This is a genomic window from Pseudomonas sp. S30_BP2TU TE3576 (assembly GCF_050436025.1).
Lineage (GTDB): Bacteria > Pseudomonadota > Gammaproteobacteria > Pseudomonadales > Pseudomonadaceae > Aquipseudomonas.
The window spans coordinates 5,818,504-5,839,705 of sequence record NZ_JBNDLK010000001.1 but is presented as its reverse complement, the minus strand read 5'-3'; the positions used below and the strand labels follow the sequence as shown (position 1 = coordinate 5,839,705).

Here is a 21,202-nt window from a genome sequence, read left to right as displayed (position 1 = left end):
TGACTATGTGGATGACACTTTTGAAGTGAACCGCCTCAGTGCCTGCCCCGATAATCGATAGCTTACTGACGAACAGTCGAGGTCCAGCATGACGAGCGCAACTACAGAGCAAGTCAGCCCTAAAACGCTGAGAAGAGTGATTGTGGCCGCCGGTATCGGCAATTTCGTCGAGTGGTTCGACTTCGCCGTCTATGGTTTTTTGGCCACAACCATCGCCCAGCAATTTTTCCCCAGCGGCGATGCCAGTGCCGCGCTGCTCAAGACCTTTGCAGTATTCGCCGTGGCTTTTGCGTTTCGGCCCCTTGGAGGGATTTTCTTCGGCATGCTGGGCGACAGGATCGGCCGCAAGCGAACCCTTGCGATGACGATTCTGCTGATGGCCGGTGCGACGACCTTGATCGGTCTGCTGCCCACTTACGCCGCGATCGGGGTCATGGCGCCGATTCTTCTATCCCTGATCCGTTGCGCCCAAGGCTTTTCCGCCGGGGGAGAATACGCAGGCGCGTGTGCCTACCTGATGGAACATGCACCGCGTGATAAACGCGCCTGGTACGGCAGCTTCATTCCCGTGTCGACATTTTCCGCCTTCGCCGCGGCAGCCGTGGTGGCCTACGCACTCGAGGCGTCATTATCGGCCGAAGCGATGGGTAGCTGGGGCTGGCGCCTGCCGTTCCTGATCGCCGCGCCACTGGGTCTGGTGGGTCTTTACTTGCGCTGGAAGCTCGATGAGACACCGGCATTCCAGGCAGTGACTCAGGAACATGCAGTAGCCCATTCCCCACTCAAGGAAACCTTGCGCAACCATGGTGCGGCTATCTGTTGCCTGGGTGCCTTTGTGTCACTCACGGCACTCTCGTTTTATATGTTCACCACCTACTTCGCTACGTACCTGCAAGTCGCGGGTGGCCTGAGTCGCGCAACAGCATTGCTGGTGTCGCTGATTGCCTTGCTATTCGCGGCGGCGATCTGCCCGCTGGCCGGGCTGTATTCGGATCGGGTCGGGCGTCGAGTCACGGTGATGACGGCTTGCGCTCTATTGATTATCGCGGTGTACCCATCGTTCCTGATGGCCAGCTCCGGCTCGTTCGCAGCGTCCGTCGTCGGCGTCATGCTCCTGGCGATTGGCGCTGTGTTGTGTGGCGTAGTGACGGCGGCTTTGCTCTCGGAAACCTTTCCTACCCGTACTCGATACACCGCATCGGCCATCACCTACAACATGGCGTATACCATTTTCGGCGGCACCGCACCGCTGGTGGCAACGTGGCTGATCAGCACCACCGGCAGCAACTTGTCGCCGGCGTTCTACCTCATCGCGATTGCATTACTCGCGTTGGCGGGTGGGCTGGCATTACCGGAGACTTCAAGGATTTCCCTGCATGATGTTGCGACGCAGGAAAAAGGCGCCGGCGTGAGCGCGGCGGCCTGAAACGTCAACAACCCCTAGCGACTGACCAGCGAACTCGCCAACAAATCCTCCAATCCCATTGGCTTGGCAAAATAGTAACCCTGGGCCTGCCCTGCACCGATTTCGCGCAGCAAGTCCAGGGTCGCCTCATCTTCGACACCTTCGGCCACCACACTCAGGTCCAGCGATTCGGCCATCCGCACAATCGCCCGGACGATCGCGCGACTGCGGGAACTGGTGGTCAATTCAAGGATGAACGACTTGTCGATCTTCAAGCCGCTGAAACGATATTGATGCACATAGCTCAGGGATGAAAACCCTGCACCGAAGTCATCGAGCACCACCGACATGCCGTTGTCGGCCAGTTGCTGCATGGTCAGTCGGGCAATCGCCGGCTCGGCTACCAGCGCACCTTCGGTCAACTCCAGGCAAATCCGCGACGGCGAGACCCCGTGCCGCGCCAACAGGGCAAGCACCTCACTGGCAAAGTCCGGACGCGTCATGCTGTAGCTCGAGCAATTGACGTGCACCGCAGGCCAATTGGCGTGCCGGGGTTGTGCAAGGATCACTGCGATGCTGGTGAGCATGTAAAGGTCCAGTCGCCCGATCAGGCGCAAACCCTCGACATCCGGCAAAAACTCGCCCGGCGCGATCACCCGCCCACCCGGCTGATGCCAGCGGATCAGCGCTTCAAGGGCCAACAGCTCGCCGCTTTCGACGCTGACAATCGGCTGGAAATATGGCAGCAGTTCGTCGGTACGTTTGAGCGCGTTGCGTAAGGCCCCTTCACGCTCGACCTGGTCCGAGACTTCACGGCGCACTTCCTGGTTGAACACTGCATAGCTGTCGCGCCCGGCGCTCTTGACCCGATACATCGCCGCATCGGCATCGCGCAGCAAGTCGGCTGGCTCGTGATGGAACTGCCCGTCAGCGCTGACAATACCGATACTGCAGGACGAAAAAACTTCATAGCCATTAATGAAAAACGGCAGGTCAAACGCTACAAGAATCCGTTCGGCGATTTCGATCACCACGTCCAGCGGCGCATCGGGAGCCAGTACCGAAAACTCATCGCCCCCCCAGGCGAGCCAGCATGTCGGAGGCACGCAGACAACCGCGTAGACGGTGGGCGGCCTGCATCAACAGCAGGTCGCCAAAATGGTGACCAAGGCTGTCATTGACCATCTTGAAACGGTCGAGATCGATAAACATCACCGCCAGGTGCCCACCTTCACTGTTGAACCGCGACCAGGCCAGATTGAGACGCTGTTGCAGGTAGGTACGATTCGGTAGCCCAGTCAGCGCATCGTGGGAATTTTCGTGTTGCAACTTGGCATTGGCGTGATCGAGCTCGCGGGTGCGGTCCTGCACCCGGGCTTCCAGCTTGAGGTTGGCGATATGGATGGCTTCGGCGGCCGTGCGTCGCGACAACGCGGTGTCAATGTGCCGCGACACAAACGTCAGCAGTTCCTGGTCCCGCTGGGTATACCGAACCTGCGAGGTATAGCTTTGTACCGCAAGCACGCCACGCACCACATCGCCATCGAACAATGGAATGCCCAGCCAGGAGAAAGCTCGGACAGACTCATCAATTTCGATTTCACCCTGCGCAGACAATCGGTCAGCCTCATCGAAGTCGATAAGGCAAGGTCGACGCTGACGGATAACGTACTCCGTCAAGCCTCGGCGCCCACGCCGCGCCACCGGGCATGTTGTCTGCCGCTCATCGATGTAATACGGAAAGGTCACTTCGCTGGTCGTGTCGTCGAACAGTGCAATGTAGAAGTTCTGCGCGAACAACAGATCACCGACGATGCCATGCAAGGATTGAAACAGCTCAGCCATCTCGCCAGGTTGGCTCGACAGCTCAGCAATCTGGAACAACGCGTTCTGCAGATGTTCGGCGCGTTCCCGGTCTGCCACTTCCTGCCTCAATGCGTCGTTGAGTGCCGAAAGCTCCAGGGTGCGACGCAGCACCGTCCCTTCTAGGTCCTCGCGGTGCAGAATCCGGTCCAGCGCCATCGCCACGTGGCGGGCCACCACCAGAAACAGCGCGCGGTCTTCAGCGCTGTAGGTACGAGAAACGTCGTAGACCTGCATCGCCAGCATGCCAAATACGTCATCCGATGCATTTTTCAACGGTGCGCCCATCCAGAACTCGGGACGATCACCCACACAGTAGAAACGGCCCTCGGCCTGAGCCGCGAGAATGCCGGCAGCGTCGATCAGCAGCGGCTGGCCAGTGGTCAACACCTGGCCAGTCAACGACAGGCGCGAAGGGTCAAGGTATTCGTAGTTCTCGGATTCCAGGGCATCAACGTCGATGATGTCGACGTAATACGGGTAGTCAATCTTGCCACTGTGCGGGTCATACAGCGCGAGATAGAAGTTCTCGGCATCGATCAGACTGGCTAGCAGCCGGTGAACCCCCACCAGAAACACCGACCGGTCGCGGGTCGAACTGGCCAGGTAAGTAATTTCATACAGCACACGCTGAGTAATCTGCGCACGGGCCAGGGTATTGGTCTGTACTTGAATGCCCAAGTGCCGGGCAAACTCGGCGAGCGCCGTCTGCGCGGTATCGGTGACTGGCGCGAGTAGCCAACCCAGCACACTTTCGCCTTTACCGGTCGGCCAGCGCTGCAAGCGCCTGGTCGAGCAAAAGGCATCGAACTGTTCATTTGCAACGCTTGATGGCCAGCGCACCCGTGGGTCGCCTTGCCCGACCAAATGCATTTGCTCACCGGCGCGGTAAACGGCCCACGCGGTGGTATGGCCCCAGTTGCGGGCCGAATCCAGCAATTGCTCGATGGCGTCCTCGTTGCCAGCGTCTGCCATGCCGGCAGTATCCGGGTTCCCTTTCAGCTGGGATGCGACCGCGTCGCAGTCTTTCGATTGCCATGGGGAGTCGGTCAATGGACGAAAACTCATCAGTGCTCCCTGAGCCAAAAACTGGCGATACTCACTTACTGACCGCTAGCAATGCGCCAGTGAGCTTTCGATTTAGAGCTTATAGAAGTTTTTTTCAATAGTTTTATGCGCTTTATTGCCAACTATGGGACAGACAACAAGTTATTCGCTACCCATTGCCCAGGGCTACCTTTTCTACGGTGATGTTTTTGAACGCCCTGAAGGTTGCGAGAGCGGCTGCGGCTTAGCGTTTCGCACTGTTCACTTAGAGCCCACGCAGGAACGGCCGGGGCAGTAATTTCGCTTTTCTGCGGGCAAAAACAAAACCCCAACTGCTTGCGCAATTGGGGTTTCGGAATTTGATCTTGACGATGACCTACTCTCACATGGGGAAACCCCACACTACCATCGGCGATGCATCGTTTCACTGCTGAGTTCGGGATGGGATCAGGTGGTTCCAATGCTCTATGGTCGTCAAGAAATTCGGGTACTGAGTCGTGACCGGCGGGCCTCGCTTCAGCAAATTGGGTAGGTGATAGTTTGGTGTTTTGTGAGCATCTCGAACTTTCGGTTCATTGCGTCTTCACACACCGCAATCTGGTCTCTTCCGAGTTCGCAAATTGCTTGGGTGTTATATGGTCAAGCCTCACGGGCAATTAGTATTGGTTAGCTCAACGCCTCACAGCGCTTACACACCCAACCTATCAACGTCGTAGTCTTCGACGGCCCTTCAGGGAACTCAAGGTTCCAGTGAGATCTCATCTTGAGGCAAGTTTCCCGCTTAGATGCTTTCAGCGGTTATCTTTCCCGAACATAGCTACCCGGCAATGCCACTGGCGTGACAACCGGAACACCAGAGGTTCGTCCACTCCGGTCCTCTCGTACTAGGAGCAGCCCCTCTCAAATCTCAAACGTCCACGGCAGATAGGGACCGAACTGTCTCACGACGTTCTAAACCCAGCTCGCGTACCACTTTAAATGGCGAACAGCCATACCCTTGGGACCGGCTTCAGCCCCAGGATGTGATGAGCCGACATCGAGGTGCCAAACACCGCCGTCGATATGAACTCTTGGGCGGTATCAGCCTGTTATCCCCGGAGTACCTTTTATCCGTTGAGCGATGGCCCTTCCATACAGAACCACCGGATCACTAAGACCTACTTTCGTACCTGCTCGACGTGTCTGTCTCGCAGTCAAGCGCGCTTTTGCCTTTATACTCTACGACCGATTTCCGACCGGTCTGAGCGCACCTTCGTACTCCTCCGTTACTCTTTAGGAGGAGACCGCCCCAGTCAAACTACCCACCATACACTGTCCTCGATCCGGATAACGGACCTGAGTTAGAACCTCAAAGTTGCCAGGGTGGTATTTCAAGGATGGCTCCACGCGAACTGGCGTCCACGCTTCAAAGCCTCCCACCTATCCTACACAAGCAAATTCAAAGTCCAGTGCAAAGCTATAGTAAAGGTTCACGGGGTCTTTCCGTCTAGCCGCGGATACACTGCATCTTCACAGCGATTTCAATTTCACTGAGTCTCGGGTGGAGACAGCGCCGCCATCGTTACGCCATTCGTGCAGGTCGGAACTTACCCGACAAGGAATTTCGCTACCTTAGGACCGTTATAGTTACGGCCGCCGTTTACCGGGGCTTCGATCAAGAGCTTCGCGTTAGCTAACCCCATCAATTAACCTTCCGGCACCGGGCAGGCGTCACACCCTATACGTCCACTTTCGTGTTTGCAGAGTGCTGTGTTTTTAATAAACAGTCGCAGCGGCCTGGTATCTTCGACCGGCGTGGGCTTACGCAGTAAATGCTTCACCCTCACCGGCGCACCTTCTCCCGAAGTTACGGTGCCATTTTGCCTAGTTCCTTCACCCGAGTTCTCTCAAGCGCCTTGGTATTCTCTACCCAACCACCTGTGTCGGTTTGGGGTACGGTTCCTGGTTATCTGAAGCTTAGAAGCTTTTCTTGGAAGCATGGCATCAACCACTTCGTCACCCAGAGGGTAACTCGTCATCAGCTCTCGGCCTTAGAATCCCGGATTTACCTAAGATTCCAGCCTACCACCTTAAACTTGGACAACCAACGCCAAGCTGGCCTAGCCTTCTCCGTCCCTCCATCGCAATAACCAGAAGTACAGGAATATTAACCTGTTTTCCATCGACTACGCTTTTCAGCCTCGCCTTAGGGACCGACTAACCCTGCGTCGATTAACGTTGCGCAGGAAACCTTGGTCTTTCGGCGTGGGTGTTTTTCACACCCATTGTCGTTACTCATGTCAGCATTCGCACTTCTGATACCTCCAGCAAGCTTCTCAACTCACCTTCACAGGCTTACAGAACGCTCCTCTACCGCATCATCCGAAGATGATACCCGTAGCTTCGGTGTATGGTTTGAGCCCCGTTACATCTTCCGCGCAGGCCGACTCGACTAGTGAGCTATTACGCTTTCTTTAAAGGGTGGCTGCTTCTAAGCCAACCTCCTAGCTGTCTAAGCCTTCCCACATCGTTTCCCACTTAACCATAACTTTGGGACCTTAGCTGACGGTCTGGGTTGTTTCCCTTTTCACGACGGACGTTAGCACCCGCCGTGTGTCTCCCATGCTCGGCACTTGTAGGTATTCGGAGTTTGCATCGGTTTGGTAAGTCGGGATGACCCCCTAGCCGAAACAGTGCTCTACCCCCTACAGTGATACATGAGGCGCTACCTAAATAGCTTTCGAGGAGAACCAGCTATCTCCGAGCTTGATTAGCCTTTCACTCCGATCCACAGGTCATCCGCTAACTTTTCAACGGTAGTCGGTTCGGTCCTCCAGTCAGTGTTACCTAACCTTCAACCTGCCCATGGATAGATCGCCCGGTTTCGGGTCTATTCCCAGCGACTAGACGCCCTATTAAGACTCGCTTTCGCTACGCCTCCCCTATTCGGTTAAGCTCGCCACTGAAAATAAGTCGCTGACCCATTATACAAAAGGTACGCAGTCACCCAACAAAGTGGGCTCCCACTGCTTGTACGCATACGGTTTCAGGATCTATTTCACTCCCCTCTCCGGGGTTCTTTTCGCCTTTCCCTCACGGTACTAGTTCACTATCGGTCAGTCAGTAGTATTTAGCCTTGGAGGATGGTCCCCCCATATTCAGACAAAGTTTCTCGTGCTCCGTCCTACTCGATTTCATGACCAAGAGATTTTCGCGTACAGGGCTATCACCCACTATGGCCGCACTTTCCAGAGCGTTCCGCTAATCTCAAAGCCACTTAAGGGCTAGTCCCCGTTCGCTCGCCACTACTAAGGGAATCTCGGTTGATTTCTTTTCCTCAGGGTACTTAGATGTTTCAGTTCCCCTGGTTCGCCTCTTGCACCTATGTATTCAGTACAAGATAACCATCTTATGATGGCTGGGTTCCCCCATTCAGACATCTCCGGATCAAAGTCTGTTTGCCGACTCCCCGAAGCTTTTCGCAGGCTACCACGTCTTTCATCGCCTCTGACTGCCAAGGCATCCACCGTATGCGCTTCTTCACTTGACCATATAACCCCAAGCAATCTGGTTACACTGTGAAGACGACATTCGCCGAAAATTCGATTGTGCTCTAAAGAGCCACTCACAAATTTTACCTTAGCCTGATCCGTTACCAGTGAAAGTAACGTTCAGTCTATCTTTCTATCACATACCCAAATTTTTAAAGAACGAACTAGTCAAAGACTAGAAATCAATATTCACGCCGGAATATTCATTTCTAAACTCTAACGAAACAGACCACCTTAAAGGCTGGCCTCTCGTCTTCTTCAATGAATCAAGCAATTCGTGTGGGAGCTCATGGAGCAGCTGAGTCGTCGATTAAGGAGGTGATCCAGCCGCAGGTTCCCCTACGGCTACCTTGTTACGACTTCACCCCAGTCATGAATCACACCGTGGTAACCGTCCTCCCGAAGGTTAGACTAGCTACTTCTGGTGCAACCCACTCCCATGGTGTGACGGGCGGTGTGTACAAGGCCCGGGAACGTATTCACCGCGACATTCTGATTCGCGATTACTAGCGATTCCGACTTCACGCAGTCGAGTTGCAGACTGCGATCCGGACTACGATCGGTTTTGTGGGATTAGCTCCACCTCGCGGCTTGGCAACCCTCTGTACCGACCATTGTAGCACGTGTGTAGCCCAGGCCGTAAGGGCCATGATGACTTGACGTCATCCCCACCTTCCTCCGGTTTGTCACCGGCAGTCTCCTTAGAGTGCCCACCATAACGTGCTGGTAACTAAGGACAAGGGTTGCGCTCGTTACGGGACTTAACCCAACATCTCACGACACGAGCTGACGACAGCCATGCAGCACCTGTCTCAATGTTCCCGAAGGCACCAATCCATCTCTGGAAAGTTCATTGGATGTCAAGGCCTGGTAAGGTTCTTCGCGTTGCTTCGAATTAAACCACATGCTCCACCGCTTGTGCGGGCCCCCGTCAATTCATTTGAGTTTTAACCTTGCGGCCGTACTCCCCAGGCGGTCAACTTAATGCGTTAGCTGCGCCACTAAGAGCTCAAGGCTCCCAACGGCTAGTTGACATCGTTTACGGCGTGGACTACCAGGGTATCTAATCCTGTTTGCTCCCCACGCTTTCGCACCTCAGTGTCAGTATCAGTCCAGGTGGTCGCCTTCGCCACTGGTGTTCCTTCCTATATCTACGCATTTCACCGCTACACAGGAAATTCCACCACCCTCTACCATACTCTAGCTTGTCAGTTTTGAATGCAGTTCCCAGGTTGAGCCCGGGGCTTTCACATCCAACTTAACAAACCACCTACGCGCGCTTTACGCCCAGTAATTCCGATTAACGCTTGCACCCTCTGTATTACCGCGGCTGCTGGCACAGAGTTAGCCGGTGCTTATTCTGTCGGTAACGTCAAAACACTAACGTATTAGGTTAATGCCCTTCCTCCCAACTTAAAGTGCTTTACAATCCGAAGACCTTCTTCACACACGCGGCATGGCTGGATCAGGCTTTCGCCCATTGTCCAATATTCCCCACTGCTGCCTCCCGTAGGAGTCTGGACCGTGTCTCAGTTCCAGTGTGACTGATCATCCTCTCAGACCAGTTACGGATCGTCGCCTTGGTGAGCCATTACCTCACCAACTAGCTAATCCGACCTAGGCTCATCTGATAGCGCAAGGCCCGAAGGTCCCCTGCTTTCTCCCGTAGGACGTATGCGGTATTAGCGTTCCTTTCGAAACGTTGTCCCCCACTACCAGGCAGATTCCTAGGCATTACTCACCCGTCCGCCGCTGAATCAAGGAGCAAGCTCCTCTCATCCGCTCGACTTGCATGTGTTAGGCCTGCCGCCAGCGTTCAATCTGAGCCATGATCAAACTCTTCAGTTCAAACATCTTTGGGTTTTGAGAAAACCCTAAACTTGGCTCAGCAATCGTTGGTTACATCTTTGATTTCTCGCGGAGTAACTTGTGATGCTGATAATCTGTTGACTAGCAGCCTGACTCCACAAGCACCCACACGAATTGCTTGATTCAGTTGTTAAAGAGCGGTTGGTCAAGAGCCTTTCGTCTCAACCGAGGCGCGCACTATACAGCACACGCTCTCAAATAACACCCTTAAAAGCGCATGATTTTATTAACAAAATCAATTACTTAAGCCAAACTCAGCATCAAACTGCTCGTTAGCGGGAGGCAAATAATACAGGATTAAAACACGCGGTCAACCCCCATCTAAAAATTCTTTTCCTACCTAAAGAGCCTGGGTTGCCACTATGTAAACCTCCAAGGTCCGTACAAAACATCAGGGCAGCAGGGAACCCAGACCACATCGTCATGCTCACCCGCCGGTGAACGCACGCCAGGCATTGTTGGCAAGGGCCTGAAAAAGCTGTGGAACCCAGGGAATCGAATGACAGTCGCAGCGGTCCAACACGTGCCGGACAACGGGCGCGAGATGCCCCAAAGTATCACCGGCCGACCGCCATTGCCTTTGGGAGAACCAATTGTTAGCTGTCTTTTTGCGCCAAACTTTCCGCTTAGCGATACTGCTCTTTTCCGCTGGCACTTCGTCTTCTGTTTTGGCCTGCCCAGGAGGGCAGTACCAAGTCTGCATGGTCGCTTGTTTTTGTGCTCCGGGCTCCGAAGAGGAAATTGGGACGATCTTCAAAAACATGAACCAAATGGCGGCCTCTGGATTACAGAGTTGGATTGAGCAATCGCGCAACACCGCGGCAACTGGCGATATTCGTACAATCCCGCTGAATATCCGCGCCCAACTCGAACCCTTCTATGACATTCAGGTGCTCGATTCGGCCCGCTATAAGGTAGGTGATGACGTGGAGCTGAACGCCGCACACACAATGCTGCAGAATCCCGATATAAGCGCTGTCACCCTCATAGACATCATCGTCTTTCGGAGCCCCGATGATGCGCTTAACAATGTCGCGCTGTGGGCACACGAACTCAAACACGTGCAGCAATACCTGCAATGGGGCGTTCACGAGTTTGCCACTCGTTATACCCGAGATTACACAGCCGTCGAGACGCCTGCTTACGCGATTCAAACCCAGGTATCCAGAGCGCTAAGAGCCGGCGCGACCCAGCCAGAGCCTCCTCGAAATCCTTGAGCTCAACAGGTCCAGCCTGGCCGGGTAATCATGGGTGAGTGACTTGAAACGGCTGTGGATTCAACCGGACGATCAATCGCACGGATGGCATAATCGCAAACTGTTCATAACAGGGGCGTATAAATGACCGTCGAAAGCTACGACCAACTCGCGATCTTCTCGGCCGTAGCCCAAGAGCGCAGTTTCACCCGCGCCGCCGCCAGGCTCGGCATGTCTAACCGGCCTTGAGCCGGGCGATGCGTCAGCTGGAGGAGCGACTGGGGGTCAGGTTACTTGCTCGCACCACTCGAAGCGTCTCCCCCCACCGAAGCCGGCGAGCATTTGCTGCGGGTGATCGCGCCGCGGTTTGAAGAAATCGATAGCGAGCTGGCGTTGCTCAGCGAGTTCCGCGACAAGCCGGCCGGCAAATTGCGCATCACGGCAGGTGAGCACTCGGCGATCACGCTGTTGCATCCAGTGTTAGCTAAGTTGCTGCCCGATAATCCCGATCTCAATATCGAAATCATCGTCGACTATGGCCTTACCGACATCGTGGCGGAGGGTTTCGACGCTGGCGTAAGGCTGGGTCAGATCGCGATGCGCATCGGCCCTGACATGCGCATGGCGGTGGTCGGCTCCCCGGCGTATTTCACCCGATATCCCAGACCGGTCATCCCGAGTGACCTCATGATGCACAACTGCATCACCCTGCGCATGCCGACTTAGCGCTTCACCAACACGCTTGGCCGCGTCAGCATCACCTTGGTCAGCCAGCAGTTGCACCAGCTGACGCAACTGCGCAGCAGTCAGGCCGACCCGCAGGCTGGCAGCCATGTGCGAGCGCAGTTGCGGTTCGACACCGGGAGTGACGGCTAAAGCAGCGACGGTGGCCAGCTCACGACTTTGCCAGTCCAGGTTGTCGCGCTCGAAGATGTCGCCGAACAGATGCGCCCACCCGCGGCATGCACGGCGTCGATGATGAGTCGCCATCCCGCTATCTGCTCTTTGCTATGAATGCCAGGGGTAAAAGAGTAGCCCGCCTCAGCGGTTATCAAATCAATCGAAGCGCCCCCAAAATCTTAGCCGGGAAAATACTTCTTGGGCGGCCACAAGCAACCGCTCGCGGGTGATCGCCTGCTGCTGGGTGCGAGATAAACGGCTACGTCTCAAAAATACCTCTTGCGAATCAGTATCTTTAGTACTAGGAGGGGGAAAACTGGAGCCCCGCGCGGGGCTCGTTTCACATAGCGTCAAACGAAGAGCGCCATGACGGCCGCAATTCGAGCCGTTTTTATAGTGTTTCAGCTTCGCGCAGAGTCAGCGGGCTGTTCTGGATGTAGCGTGCAATCTCGTCCTTGCGCATGAATGCGACCCCCGGCCGGCTCTTGGCGTAACGCAGAAACTCGTCCCAGACCCTCACCATCTGCGGCGAGCCGCTGATGCGGTCATGAGCGCTGACCGACATCATGCGGCGGCGTGTGCCGGCTTCTTCGTAGAGTTGATCGAAATCCAGCTTGATCTGCTCCAGGAACTGGGTCGGCGAATAGTTGCGGCCTTCGATCAGCAAGATGTCGTTGTTGCGCAGCGTATATGGCACCACGACGAAATCCTTGCCGTTGACCTGTTCGATGAAAGGCTCATCGCGACTCAGATCGTCGATGTGGTAGACGTAGCCCAACTCTTGTAGCAGCGACAACGTGTTCGGACCACGCCGCAGCCAGTTGCAGTTGTAGCCTATCGGTCGCTGGCCCGTGACTTCTTCGACCATACTGGCTGCCTGGATGAGGAACTGCTTCTCCTCCTCGCGGCTCATCGCATACTGGGAACTCCAGCGAGGACCGTGTCCGGCCGCTTCATGGCCGCGCGCAACGATCTCTCTTGCCATTTCGGGATGCCGTCGAGCGGCCTCGCCGATCATGTGCGAGGTCACCTTGACATGGTGGCGATCCCACAGATCGAGCATACGTGGAATTCCCTCGCGATAGCCGTAGGCGAACCAGGTATTGGCTGCTAGATCCGATGGAATGTCTGGCGGAAAATCTACCTTGGGGAAAGGACTGTCCGTACCTTTGGACGGCTGTCCACCCGCCTCAAATTGCATGGAAATGGAAATGACCAGCCGAATGCCGTCAGGCCAGAACTGACCATGGCGTGGCGTAGCCGCGAGCTTTGACGTGGAGGGTGCAGCTTGCGCGGCTGCGACGGTAGGGAACACCGCACTCGCAGCAAGGACGCCCGCTGCCGCCCCGGCTCGATTGAGAAACGTCCGGCGACTGACTTGCTCCGATGTATTCGGGTTGTCAGCAATGGGTTCATGATCAATGTTCATCAGTGCAATCTCCTTACTTGGCAATCAAGCCGAGCTGTTGCAGCAGGGTCAGATTGTCTTCGAGATGCCAGTTCTCAGCGATGCGACCTTCGACGACGCGATAAATATCGGTCGCGATGAAGTCGATCGGCTGCCCTTTGCCCTGGACGCTCTTGAACTGGCCGGTAAAGTGGCCGGTGAAATGCAAATGAGCGATGACTCGGTCGCCGACCACCATCATCTGCTCCACTTCACACTGGATATCGGGAATAGCCGCATGCATCGTTTTCGATGCCGCGATCGGCCCGGTGATGCCTTGGGGGCGACCTGGCGGCAGTGTGGAATCCTTGAAGTCGGGTGCCAGGGCGGCGCGCGCGAGAGCTTCGTCGCCGGTGGTCCAGAATGTGCCATAGCGGCGTGCGGCCAGGATCTGCGCCTCGACCTGTGCCTTAGAAAGACTATGGTCGACGATCACAGTGCGGGGCTGGACGAGCGAATCGGTCGCGGCGAAGACGGGGGGCAGCGCGACGCTGACCAGCGAAGTGAGTAACCAACAACTTGCGCGGGTCAGGCGTGCAACAGGTAAAAGCGACATGAGGATTCTCCAATCGATAGGTAATGATGGATACGCGGTCGAACCGCAGTTTGATAAAGGCTTGGCTGCTCAGGGGATGACTGATTGCTGATCGGTGACCCGTTCGATGACGACGCCGGATGCCATTGCGACGAACAACTGGCGTTCGCCCGCAAGCGGCACTTCACTGAGCCCATAGTGAACGCCGCTGAGTCGAATCCGATCGAGCAACTGCGACCATTCCTGAAAGCTGTTGCAATCCGATATGGTCAATAGGAGGGGGAACTGGTTTCACCGACGAGGCGACCGCCGCTTCGATCAGATGAATGACCAGCTGCCCGTTTACATAAAGCCTTGTAGCCACTTACGCCGAATGGCGGACGTGGACCCTCGCTGAGGCCAACGACGGAGCAAAGAAAGCGCCGTGCGCCTTCGAGGTCTCCGGTGACGATCGTTGCATGGTCAAGCTTCATGACGAGTCTCTGGCTGTTTGTTCATGCCGCCATTTTGCGCAGCCATCCTCAATTTGATAATTGGCGTATTATTTGAATAACTTTCAAAAAATTTCGAAATATCATGGACTACCTAGGCGATATCAGGCTGTTTGTCGAAGCAGCAAATCTGGGTGGATTGTCGGCTGCAGGCCGCAAGCTCGGGCTATCCCCCGCTGCCGCGAGTGCGCGCCTGGTTAAGCTCGAATCTGTGTTGCATACGCGCCTGTTCGAACGCACGACACGCCACCTGCGCTTGACGGATGAGGGGCGGACGTATTTGTCCTATTGCCAGCAGGCACTCCAGGCACTCGACGATGGCAATGCCTTTCTCCAAGCTGGGAAAAGCGTCGTGGGTGGCAAGATGCGAATTTCCGCAACCTCGGATTTCGGTCGCAACGTGCTAAAGAGCTGGCTTGACCAGTTCAACACGCAATACCCTGAGGTGAGGTTCGCGCTGGTGCTGTCGGATTCGCTGTCGAATTTGTTGCACGACGATATTGATCTTGCCATCCGATTTGGCGTGCCGCCGGACAGCTCCTTCGTTGCCCGCCCCCTGGCACCCAATCGGCGCGTGCTGTGTGCATCGCCTCGATATCTGGCAAAACACGGCGCCCCCGAACATCCACGGGATTTGGAACGTTTCGACTGCATTGTCCTCAACTCTGTCGCCGGGCCTGCGAACGACTGGCGCTTCACCCGAAATGGCAAAGTCGAAAGTTATAGGGTCCCGCTTGCAAACGCTCGCGAGACGAATGATGGCGCGGTCGCTCGAGAGTGGGCGGTTCACGGTTACGGCATTGCAATGAAATCGATGTGGGATATTGGCGCAGACCTACGAGCAGGACGCTTGAAGATTCTATTGCCGCAATGGCGGTCTGAGGACGCGCCGGTACATGCCCTATATCAACGTAACCGGTATATGGCACCTCGCGTACGCGCCCTTCTCGAATTTCTGATCGGGCGCTTTGCAGAAGAATCCAGCAACCTGGACGAATATTTGAGCTGATACTTCCAAATGCAGCTGCAAGAAGCGACGAAGCGGCGGCATAGGTGACTTTCGCGCCGGTACATCAGTGCGCATGTTCAGACTGCGGGCTCGGAAAGATACTGAGGACGAACCGAAGCAATGGAACGGTCAAAAATGGCCCTGGTTTTTCCGCGAGATATCTTCGCAAATCGTCCATATAACTGAACACCACCGGAACGAAAACCAAACTCAGGGCGGTCGACGTGATCAATCCCCAATCACAGCGATCGCCATGGGCGACCGAAAGCCAATGACTTCCCCACTGCTGAGTACCGCGGGCACCATGCCGGCGGCCAGGGCGATGGTCGTCATGATGATAGGGCGGGCGCGCTCTGCTCCCGACCGCAGAAGTGCGTCCCCGCGCGAACCCCCTTCCCTGCACTTTTCATTGGCGAACTCGACCAGAAGAATAGAGTTCTTCGTGACGACGCCCATTAACATCAAGATGCCGATCATCGCGGGAAGGTCAAGTGCTGCGCCATAAAGCAGCAGACCTGCAATGGCGCCGCCGCTGGACAGAGAGCGCGCGACCAGGATCGTGATGGGCTGCAGAAAATCTTTGAACAACAGCACGAGGACGGCAAACCTTGTCGGTTACCAGTAAATGGCAACTTGAGCGGCTGTTTGTCACCGAAACCAGTAACACTCCAGCCCAAGTCTATCGGCAGGTTCGACTCAGGTTTGGTCGATGGCTCCTCATCAGCCCGGATCGACTATGGTGCTGAACGTCACAACGTTCAGCACCCTCTGACTCGCTCACTTCCTCTCGCGGTTCACCACTCCCTTCCTGTTTGAGAGGAAGCGTTGGATTGCCCTCGCTATCCGCAGTTGTTGAAGCAGATCCGGGCTGATTGTCAGCACTGTCATTTCAGGATTTATTTCCACCAATACTCGATCTGAACCCCTACGTTGGAGCCGTGCAGGTCTGTACCAAACGAACCGGTATCAGACAACGCCGATCCCGGAGATTGCAAGCTGGCGGCGCGTTGCGCAGCCTTGTTCCAGGTAGCGTAGGTGTAATACAGACGAAATTCCGGCCTGTCCCAGAATCCCGGGCCCTTCGGTGACCAGGTAGGCGCGATGGTGTACTTAGTGAGTTTTCGGGTACCGTCTGCGGCTTCAACCTGGTCGCGCCCAACTTCGGTGATCAACTTGAACTGATCCGTGAACGCATAAATTGGCCGAACACCAATGGATAACCAGTTCTGATCATCACCAGCAGGGCGCGTGTCTTTTTGATAGACCAATTCAACTTGACCACTGAAAGCATGAGTCATTTGCCAGTCGAAAAACTCCACGAGCCGCCAGCTCTTGTTGCTCTCATCCAACGTGGTATCACCGGTGTAGCCCAATGCGGTGCCCGGCCCTCGGCCGTATTGAACAGCGAACTTGTTGACTCCGCCGAGAAACGCGACCTGCTTGTGCTGGGCAACCACCGACCAGCCCTGATGAGCATTCTCGCGGCTCGGCTTGTCCAGATAACTGACGCCCAGCTGAACCTCGCCACCGGGATTTGTGTTGAATCCGCTGACGGTCACATCATGACGGGTAACAAAATCCTTTTGGAAGACGTTGTCCTTGCGTGAGAGCACATAGCTGTATTTCAGATCTCCCAACGCGACCTGGTCGAACCCAAAGCCTGTTGAGCTTTGGTTCCAGTAGAAGTAGTCGGAAATATTGATGTCGTTTCGGTTGTAGTAACGACGGCCCGCCCAGAAAGAACCGCCATTCAATGCCGGCATCTTGCTCCACTCTGCATAGAGCTGACTCATCCGCGTATAGCCGTGCTCCCCGTCAAATTTTGGTTCATGGCCATACTCGTTATAAAACTGTGCCATGCCTTCCACGCTGACCACCGAGCCGTCGTCCAGTGAAAGCAGATCCTGGCGCAAATCCAGCTCCAGATATTGCTCACATTCGTTGCCAAGACGGTATTTGGATTGCGCGCCCGGTAGCTGAAAACACGACTGTTTCCCTCCTTGAGTCGAATCCCCTACTCCGGTTCTGAAATAACCACTGAAGTCTGCTGAATACGCGTCAACGGGCAAAAAGCCGGCAGCAAAGGACGCACCCAGAACTGCGCTGAGAGTTTTAACGTTCATTCATAACACCTTTTGTTTGTTATATTTATTGGATAAGGCCGACGCGAACAGCACGCTTTTAATCAAAGTACGCGGTTAACTCCCACGCACCGGTTTTCGAAAGGGAAATACCAAGTTAAATCGAATAAAAAGGCACCGCTGAACTCAAAAGCATGAGAAAAGTCCAGGCGTTGCCAGTGCGAAGTGACCAGACGAGCTAACGATAAGACATTAGTCCCGTCCAATCTTATGAGGCTCTACCCCCGATGACGTCCTCGGAAGAAATCTATAAGACCCTGCGTCGAGGAATCATCAGCCGGTTGCGCGTCATAGCGAGTCAGGAGGCTATGGACGCTGTTACTTAGCTCCTTGCCCAGTTCCACACCCCATTGATCAAACGAATTGACTCCCCAAATTACGCCCTGGACAAAGACCTTGTGCTCATAAAGGGCGATCAGCGCACCAAGGCTATGTGGATTGATGATCTCAAGAGCAACTGTATTGCTTGGCCGGTTACCGGGGATGACTTTATGCGGTGCCAGTCGTTCAATCTCACTGGATGAAAGGCCTTTGGCTTTTAACTCTGCCTCAGCTTCACTGCGGGTTTTGCCCCACATCAGCGCTTGGCTTTGAGACAAGCAATTGGCGTACAGCCATTCCTGATGATCAGCCACTGGATTGTGGCTGACCACAGGCACAATGAAGTCAGCTGGAATCAGAGGCGTCCCCTGATGCAGCAACTGGTGGTAAGCGTGCTGTCCGTTACATCCCACGCCGCCCCAGATTACTGGGCCCGTGCTGCAGGACACTGACGTGCCGTCATGACGTACACTTTTGCCATTTGACTCCATGTCCATCTGCTGCAGATGCTTCACGAAGTTGCGCAGGTAATGGTCATAGGGCAAGAAAGCATAACTTTGCGCACCCCAAAAGTTGTGATACCAAACGCCGAGTACCGCTAAAAGAACAGGAAGGTTCTGTTCCAATGGTTCGTTCAGGAAATGCTGATCCATCGCGTACGCGCCGGATAGCAGCTCCTTGAAGTTAGCAATGCCAATGGCCAGAGCAATCGGCAGGCCAATTGCAGACCATAGTGAGTAACGGCCACCGACCCAGTCCCACATAGGAAAAATGTTTGCTTCACGGATGCCGAAATCCAGCGCGGCCTGGCGATTACTGGTCACAGCAATGAAATGGCGATATAGCTTCTCTTCCGTCCCGCCCTTAGCCAAGTACCAGCTACGAGAAGCTTGTGCATTCTTCAAGGTTTCAAGAGTACCGAAGGTTTTGCTGGAGATGATGAACAGCGTTGTTTCTACGTTCAGTTCGGCTGTAACCTCTCGGAACTCACTGCCGTCGATATTAGCTAGATAATGGCACCGCACCCCATGCCGAGCAAAAGGCGCCAGCGCCTCAGAGACAAGCTCCGGGCCCAGAAATGAGCCACCAATACCAATGTTTACGACATCGGTGATGACCTTGTCGTTGTAACCACGCCACAGATGGTCATGGATACGACTCACAACGTCAGTCATCTGCGCCAGGGCTCCATGCACATCGCGCATCAAGTTGCGACCATCAACCATCAAAGCGTCCCCCACTGGTCGCCGCAGCGCCGTATGCAGCACTGGGCGCCCCTCGGAGCAGTTGATTTTCTCTCCACTGAACATGGCACGCGCGGCCTGTTCCACGCCTGCCTCGCGAGCAAGGTTTACAAGCAATGAACGCGTTTCGTGAGTGATCAGGTTTTTGGAGTAATCCAAAAAAAGCCCGCAGCCCGCCAAGGAAAAGTCTTGAAAGCGTTTACTGTTATCTCGAAAGGCATCGCGCATACTAAAATTTTTCATGCTCTCCCGATGGTCGAGCAGATTGCGCCATGCCGGCAGTGCAGTCACATCATTCGTTTTGTTGTAGTTATTCATGCTCAGCCCTTCTTCGCCAATACGGCTTGTGCCGTCTCAATCAACTCTTTTCTTGCCATTCAAATGTGGGCGTTTTGTAATTCTGCAAACGCAGAAGCGCCATCACAGGAATAAGCCCTGCATTGTGCAGTTACGACCAATTATCGGATTTAGTCCCGCGAGGGCCAGCGTTCTCCATCGCGATTCAAATAAATGTCTATTTCGATAACGAAATCATTGAAACCTGAAGAAAACAAAACCGAACGCGGGGGTACTCAAGCAGAAAACACTGCAAACATGCATACCCATGCACGACAAATGGAAATCAGGTGCCAGTCATTTAGTTTCAAAGTTATCCAGACGGCGAGACGTGGACAAGCGTCAAATAATTCACGTCTGCACCGCTAGATCCTCAGGACGAAACCCTGAGTACAGTCATTTTGGAGCGCCGCAAGAATCTCTCTGGATTAAAGAGGGTTTCAATCTAATAGTCTGACGTCTACCCTCAGGTTGCTTGATACGCTTCAATAAAAGTTTCACAGCCTGGGCTCCGAGTTCCTCGAGAGGTTGCGCTACAACTGTCAGTCTTGGGCTAAAAGCATCCGCCCAGTCGAAATCGTCAAAGCCAACCAGCGCGATATCCTTTGGCACCTCAAGCCCCGCTTCACGAAGAGCCTGCATTGCACCAATGGTCATCAAGTTGTTTGCAGTCATTATTGCGGTGGGCGGGTGCTCTAGCGATAGCAAACGGCGCGTGGCTTCCATTGCCGGCGCAATCGCCGATTCACCACAGCAAACCAATTGATCTTCGTACTCAATTCCAGCGTCAGCTAAAGCCGCACGGTAGCCGTCAATTCGCTCGTGAGAAGAAGACTGGGTCAATCGTCCGGATACCATCCCGATACGCCGATGACCAAGCTTAATCAAATGTGCAATCAACTCTTGAGATGAATTCTTATTCTCTACCCCCACCTGATCGAAAGACGTCGAGAGAAGTCGATCGATGAGAACCGTGGGTATTTTGTTGGCTTTTAAGTAATTAAATACTCGATTCTCCGGATCATATTCCGAGGCGAGTACAATCCCGTCAACACGCCGCTCATGCAGTGCCTTGACCGCTTTAAGTTCCTGTTCCGGATCTCTTTGCGTATTGACCAGTATCATCATCAAACCGCTTTTCGCGCATGCCGCTTCGATGGCACGTACTGTTTCACTGAAATAATAGTTTGAAAGCGTAGCAATCGCCACGCCGATAGCACCCGAACCCGAAGAGGAACGAGCCAGAGACCGAGCGAGTGAGTTTCGAATATAGCCTACGGACTCTACAGCCTGATTCACACTACGAACGGTGTCAGGATGTACTTTACGAGTACCGTTGAGTACATGAGATACCGTAGACATTGATACGTTCGCGACTCTCGCGACATCGCTCATCTTTGCGCCCACTGTGTATCACTCCTTTCTCACGTGATTTGATGGATAGCGCTGAACTCATGTCCAGTTGCTACCTATTGTAAAGCTCACGGCGAGAAAATGCGTCGATGGCTCTCGGAATAGATGCCGGGACGAACCCGCAATTTCGTGAAAGACCCAGCGAGGTGCGCAGCACATCTGAAGTCTGTGAATCGAGATGGTGGAATCCGCCATGCAGCATAGCCGGGCACTCCTTTTTATTATCGTAGCGATCCTCCTGCGAACCAATTAATGGACGCAACAGCGCTTGTTGAAAAAAGCATAGCCGAGACGAAAGCGCTTGCGCAAGCGCTTTTCTAACATCCTATTCATGTCCTCTTTGGTCGGGGCTTCCCTAGGGGATGGACATGGAAGTGCTTTTTGGAGAATTCCTCGAACGGAAAGGAAAGCGCTTGCGCAAGCGCTTTCCTTTCGACTATGTTGCTCAAACAAGA

General features: G+C 54.5%; 10 protein-coding genes, 3 rRNA genes and 4 pseudogenes. 4 read left to right on the top strand and 13 right to left on the bottom strand.

What is annotated here, in order from left to right; genetic code table 11:
* The first annotated feature begins 88 nt into the window (after positions 1–88).
* A complete protein-coding gene (locus tag ABIA48_RS26705; protein WP_429492538.1) occupies positions 89–1,426 on the top strand; it encodes an MFS transporter in 1,338 nt (445 codons plus the stop codon).
* Positions 1,427–1,440: 14 nt separating this feature from the next.
* Here the strand turns inward: ABIA48_RS26705 and ABIA48_RS26700 are convergent.
* From ABIA48_RS26700 to ABIA48_RS26685, 4 genes and pseudogenes are all read right to left on the bottom strand, one after another.
* Positions 1,441–4,336: pseudogene (locus ABIA48_RS26700) on the bottom strand (sensor domain-containing phosphodiesterase).
* A gap of 342 nt (positions 4,337–4,678) precedes the next feature.
* A 5S ribosomal RNA gene (gene rrf, locus ABIA48_RS26695) occupies positions 4,679–4,794 on the bottom strand.
* A 156-nt stretch (positions 4,795–4,950) separates the two neighbouring features.
* Positions 4,951–7,844: ribosomal RNA gene (locus ABIA48_RS26690) — 23S ribosomal RNA — on the bottom strand.
* Positions 7,845–8,156: 312 nt separating this feature from the next.
* Positions 8,157–9,693: ribosomal RNA gene (locus tag ABIA48_RS26685) — 16S ribosomal RNA — on the bottom strand.
* The 16S, 23S and 5S rRNA genes sit together here, the layout of an rRNA operon.
* Before the next feature lie 614 nt (positions 9,694–10,307).
* On the opposite strand from ABIA48_RS26685, the gene ABIA48_RS26680 reads away from it, so the two are divergent.
* Positions 10,308–10,931 (top strand): eCIS core domain-containing protein, encoded by a 624-nt coding sequence (locus ABIA48_RS26680; protein ID WP_429492536.1) that lies wholly within the window; start codon positions 10,308–10,310, stop codon positions 10,929–10,931.
* Positions 10,932–11,054: 123 nt separating this feature from the next.
* Positions 11,055–11,633: pseudogene (locus tag ABIA48_RS26675) on the top strand (LysR family transcriptional regulator); the annotation flags it as partial.
* On the opposite strand, the pseudogene ABIA48_RS26670 reads toward ABIA48_RS26675, so the two are convergent.
* The 5 genes and pseudogenes from ABIA48_RS26670 to ABIA48_RS26650 all read right to left on the bottom strand — a co-directional run.
* Positions 11,634–11,858: pseudogene (locus tag ABIA48_RS26670) on the bottom strand (carboxymuconolactone decarboxylase family protein); the annotation flags it as partial.
* A pseudogene (locus ABIA48_RS26665) lies at positions 11,855–11,947 on the bottom strand (hypothetical protein); the annotation flags it as partial. The pseudogenes ABIA48_RS26670 and ABIA48_RS26665, both read right to left, overlap by 4 nt.
* A 254-nt stretch (positions 11,948–12,201) precedes the next feature.
* Positions 12,202–13,239, bottom strand: coding sequence for a polysaccharide deacetylase family protein (locus ABIA48_RS26660; protein WP_429492534.1), 1,038 nt, complete (start codon positions 13,237–13,239; stop codon positions 12,202–12,204).
* A gap of 13 nt (positions 13,240–13,252) precedes the next feature.
* Positions 13,253–13,813, bottom strand: coding sequence for an ester cyclase (locus ABIA48_RS26655; protein ID WP_429492532.1), 561 nt, complete (start codon positions 13,811–13,813; stop codon positions 13,253–13,255).
* Between the two features lie 69 nt (positions 13,814–13,882).
* Positions 13,883–14,023 carry a hypothetical protein gene (locus ABIA48_RS26650; protein ID WP_429492530.1) on the bottom strand — a complete coding sequence of 47 codons (141 nt, stop codon included), beginning with the start codon at positions 14,021–14,023 and terminating at the stop codon, positions 13,883–13,885.
* Positions 14,024–14,368: 345 nt separating this feature from the next.
* On the opposite strand from ABIA48_RS26650, the gene ABIA48_RS26645 reads away from it, so the two are divergent.
* Complete coding sequence (locus ABIA48_RS26645; RefSeq protein ID WP_429492528.1) at positions 14,369–15,292, top strand: LysR family transcriptional regulator; 924 nt, start codon at positions 14,369–14,371, stop codon at positions 15,290–15,292.
* 228 nt (positions 15,293–15,520) lie between these two features.
* Here ABIA48_RS26645 and ABIA48_RS26640 read toward each other — a convergent pair whose 3' ends face one another.
* The 4 genes from ABIA48_RS26640 to ABIA48_RS26625 all read right to left on the bottom strand — a co-directional run bounded on the left by ABIA48_RS26640 (position 15,521) and on the right by ABIA48_RS26625 (position 20,741).
* Positions 15,521–15,886 (bottom strand): efflux RND transporter permease subunit, encoded by a 366-nt coding sequence (locus ABIA48_RS26640; protein ID WP_429492526.1) that lies wholly within the window; start codon positions 15,884–15,886, stop codon positions 15,521–15,523.
* Positions 15,887–16,188: 302 nt separating this feature from the next.
* Positions 16,189–17,415, bottom strand: a complete 1,227-nt coding sequence (locus ABIA48_RS26635; RefSeq protein ID WP_429492524.1) for a maltoporin — start codon at positions 17,413–17,415, stop codon at positions 16,189–16,191.
* 236 nt (positions 17,416–17,651) lie between these two features.
* The gene (gene pgi / locus ABIA48_RS26630; protein WP_429492522.1) at positions 17,652–19,316 is read right to left on the bottom strand and encodes a glucose-6-phosphate isomerase; all 1,665 of its coding nucleotides are present in this window, start codon (positions 19,314–19,316) and stop codon (positions 17,652–17,654) included.
* Between the two features lie 414 nt (positions 19,317–19,730).
* The gene (locus ABIA48_RS26625; RefSeq protein ID WP_429492520.1) at positions 19,731–20,741 is read right to left on the bottom strand and encodes a LacI family DNA-binding transcriptional regulator; all 1,011 of its coding nucleotides are present in this window, start codon (positions 20,739–20,741) and stop codon (positions 19,731–19,733) included.
* Between the last annotated feature and the right edge of the window lie 461 nt (positions 20,742–21,202).